At 73.4% G+C, this 3,805-nt stretch carries 4 protein-coding genes; all 4 read left to right on the forward strand.

The annotated features are described in order from the left end of the window. On the forward strand, window positions 1-617 hold a 617-nt coding region (locus EBN88_RS29035; RefSeq protein WP_233581097.1), incomplete at its 5' end, for a thiamine pyrophosphate-dependent enzyme. A gap of 108 nt (window positions 618-725) precedes the next feature. Continuing rightward, the gene (locus EBN88_RS29040; RefSeq protein ID WP_122399982.1) at window positions 726-1,211 is read left to right on the forward strand and encodes a hypothetical protein; all 486 of its coding nucleotides are present in this window, start codon (window positions 726-728) and stop codon (window positions 1,209-1,211) included. Between the two features lie 20 nt (window positions 1,212-1,231). Further along, window positions 1,232-1,909, forward strand: a complete 678-nt coding sequence (locus EBN88_RS29045; RefSeq protein WP_122399983.1) for a DJ-1/PfpI family protein — start codon at window positions 1,232-1,234, stop codon at window positions 1,907-1,909. After that, window positions 1,899-3,755 carry an AGE family epimerase/isomerase gene (locus tag EBN88_RS29050; RefSeq protein WP_122399984.1) on the forward strand — a complete coding sequence of 619 codons (1,857 nt, stop codon included), beginning with the start codon at window positions 1,899-1,901 and terminating at the stop codon, window positions 3,753-3,755. Before EBN88_RS29045 ends, EBN88_RS29050 begins: the two co-directional genes overlap by 11 nt. Window positions 3,756-3,805 lie beyond the last annotated feature (50 nt).

Genomic DNA, 3,805 nt, shown 5'->3' on the forward strand with positions numbered 1-3,805 from the left:
ACGGCGCCGGCGGCGGCCACCCGCGCGGGGCCGAGCCGGCACGCCCGCCCGGGCCCACCGCCCCCGCCGAGACCGTGCTGGAGCGCTTCGCGCAGCGGCTCGCCGCGCTGGCCCCGGCCGACCTGGTGGTGTTCGACGAGGCGCTCACCGCCTCGCCGGCGCTCCACCGGCATCTGCCGCCGACCACCCCGGGGCGGTTCTTCCAGACCAGGGGCGGCTCCCTCGGCGTCGGCATCCCCGGCGCGCTGGGCATCAAGATCGCCCAACCCGAGCTGCCCGTGGTGGCGTTCACCGGGGACGGCGGCAGCATGTACACCATCCAGGCGCTCTGGACGGCCGCCCGCTACGACATCGGCGCCGCGTTCGTCATCTGCGACAACCGCCGCTACCAGCTGCTGGACGACAACATCGAGCAGTACTGGCGGAGCCTGGGCGTCTCGCCGCACGCGCACCCCGCCTCGTTCGACCTCTCCCACCCGGACATCCGCTTCCACGACCTGGCCGCCTCGCTCGGCGTGCCGGCGGTGCGGGTCACCGAGGTCTCCGAGGTGGACGACGCGGTGCGGGCGATGCTCGGGGCGCGCGGGCCGTTCCTCGTCGACCTGGTCATCGACTGACCCCTCCGCACGCCCCGCCCGTCACCCGGGGCGTGCGCCCGCACGCCCCGCCCCGGCCGTCACCGCACGGTTCCCGCCGCCGGCGGGCGAACCGTGGAAGGAACCACCGTGAACACCGACACCCGCCGCCCCGGCGCCCTGACCCGGCAGGCGGTCCACGAGCTGATCGACCGCGCTCTCGCCGCCCTCGCACCGTGGGACGAACCCGACGCGCTGCTGCGCCTGTTGTCGCCCTGCGGACTGGTCGTCCACCTCCCGCACCGCGACCTGCGGGGCCCGGGCGCGGTCCGCGCCTGGGCGCACGAGTTCGTGCGCACCAGGGAGCTGCGCTGCCGGGCCACCGGCGCGCCCGAGATCACGCTCACCTCCCCGCTGCACGCCGGCGTCCTCCTCGACGTGGGGTGGACCGTCACCCCGCGCGGCGGGCGGGCGCCGGCGGCGGAACGATCCGCCCGGGTCGAGCTGTCCACCGTCCTGGACGGCGACCGGCCCGTGATCAGGACCTGCGCGGTCCACCCCGTCACCAAGCCCCGCACCGTCGAAGACGCCGCGCCAGGGGCGGGCGAGAAGCCCACCACCCACACGTCCCTCTGAGAACCCGCACAGGAGTGGCCATGAGCGCCAACGGTTCGGGGGCGGCGACCGCAACCCCGCCCCGCCTCACCGGGCACCGCGTCGCGATCCTCCTGGAGAGCGACTACGTCGAGCACGAGATCTCCTACTACCAGCACCGCTTCGCCGAGGAGGGCGCCGAGGTCGTCCTGCTCAGCAGGCTGTGGGGCCAGGACTCCCTCACCTTCACCGGCCAGGAGTACCGCGCCCAGATCACGGTGACCGACGACCTGGAGTCCTTCACCTACGACGAACTCAACCATCTGTCCGCCCTGTTGACCCCCTCGGGCATGGTGGCCGACCGGCTCCGCTTCACCGAGGACATCGAACGCCCGGCGCCGGCCCTGGACCTGATGCGGCGCGCCTTCCGACTGCCCAAGCTCGTCAAGGCGTTCTCCTGCCACGGCCTGATGCTGGTGGCCGCCGCGCCCGAGCTGGTCAACGGCCGCGCCGTCACCTGCCACAACAACCTGGTGGGGGACGTCCGCAACATGGGCGCGATCTATGTCAACCAGGACATCGTGGTCGACGGCGACCTGATCACCGGACGCACCGTCAACCACTGTCACCTGCTGGCCCGCACCGTGATCGACGCCCTGGACCCGCCCACGGTCCCGGCGGCCCCCGCCACCCCCACGGCCGACGCGCCCCTCCCCGGAGGGGTGACCCGTGCCGGCTGAGATCGACTTCACCTTCTCCGACCTGGTCGGCGGCTATGTGGAGTCCGCCAGGGGCAACACCTTCGTGCTGCGGACGTTCGGCGGACGCCCGCGCACCGTGTGGCTGACCGACACCACCACGGCGCAGTGGCTGCGCAACCTCGGGGAGCCGTACCGGGACGAAACCGGCCGGCTGCGGGAGCTGCTGCGCCCCGGCGTCCTGGTCTTCTCCTACGGCCCGGTGTACCCGGACGACGAGGGGCCGCGCTTCCAGGCCGACCGCGTCGTCCTCGTCGGCGACGCGGAGGACCTGCGCCGCTACGAGACCTCCGGCTGGTGGTCGCACCAGCTGCGGGAGCTGGCCACGTTCTACCGCACCGCCCAGTTCGGCCGTGGCCCCGTCGACTTCGCCCGGTACCGCACGGTGCTGGGCGCCGGCGGCGGCAAGCCGGACGAGGTCCAGGAGACGGACACCATCTCCCGGCTGGTCTACGGCATGGCCAGCGCCTACCTCCTGACCGGGGACGAGGACTTCCTCGACGTCGCCGACCGGGGCTCGCACTACCTCCACGACCACCTGCGCTTCGCCGACGAGGACGTCGTCTACTGGTACCACGGCCTGGAGCGCCGGGACGGCACCGAACGCAAGCTGTTCGCCTCGGAGTTCGGCGACGACTACCGGGCCATCCCCGCCTACGAGCAGATCTACGCGCTGGTGGGCCTCACCCAGACCTACCGCGTCACCGGGGACCCGACGCTGCTGGCCGACATCGAGGGCACCCTCCGGCTCTTCGACCGGTACTTCGCCGACCACCGCCTGGGCGGCTGGTACTCGCACATCCACCCCGTCAGCCTCAGCCCGCACGACCAGGAGCTGGGCATCAACCGGTCCCGGAAGAACTGGAACTCGATCGGCGACCACGCGCCCGCCTACCTGTTCAACCTCTATCTGGCGACCGGCGAGGAACGCCATCTGCGGATGCTGGAGCACGTCTTCGACATGATCGTGACCCATCTGCCGGACCGCTCCCCCGACGGCAGCCCGTTCGTCGACGAGCGGTTCCACGCCGACTGGACGCCGGACCGCGCGTGGGGCTGGCAGCAGGACCGGGCGGTGGTCGGGCACAACCTCAAGATCGCCTGGAACCTGACGCGGATGGCCGGCGTGCTGCCCAAGCCGGAGTACCCGGCGCTGGCGGCCCGGATCGCCCGCACCATGCCGGACCTGGGCCGGGACCCGCAGCGCGGCGGCTGGTACGACCTGGTGCAGCGGATGCCAGGGCCCGGGGGCCGCCACGACTTCGTCTGGCACGACCGCAAGGCGTGGTGGCAGCAGGAACAGGCCATCCTGGCCTATCTGGTGCTGGCCGGGCAGCGGTCCGGCGGCCGCCCCGCGCCGGACGCCGGGCCCGACGGCGCGTACCTGCGGCACGCGCGGGAGGCGTTCGCCTTCTACAACGCCTTCTTCCCCGACCACGACGAGGGCGCGGTCCACTTCACCGTCCTCGCCCAGGGCATCCCGTTCCTGATGGGCAACGAGCGGCTCAAGGGCAGCCACGCCATGGCGATGTACCACAAGGCGGAGCTGTGCTACCTCGCCGAGGTCTACGGCCGGCTGCTGGTGCACGGGGAGCCGCTGACCCTCTGGTACGCGCCCAGGCCCGACGCCTCCTTCCCCGGTGGCCTGCTGCGGGTCGCGCCCGACGTGCTGCCGCGCGGGCGCGTCGAGTTGGGCGAGGTCCGGGTGGACGGCGCGGTCTGGGACGACTTCGACGCCGAGGCCATGACGGTGCGGCTGCCGCGCAGCGAACACCGGCTCAGCGTGCGGGTGTCGCTGCGCCCCACCGACCCGGGGGAGCGCGGGTGACCGGCCGCGCCGGCCCCGTCGCGGCGCCCCGGCCCGCCGCCGCGCCGGCC

This window comes from Streptomyces triticirhizae (assembly GCF_003696235.1).
In the GTDB taxonomy this organism is placed as follows: Bacteria; Actinomycetota; Actinomycetes; order Streptomycetales; family Streptomycetaceae; genus Streptomyces; species Streptomyces triticirhizae.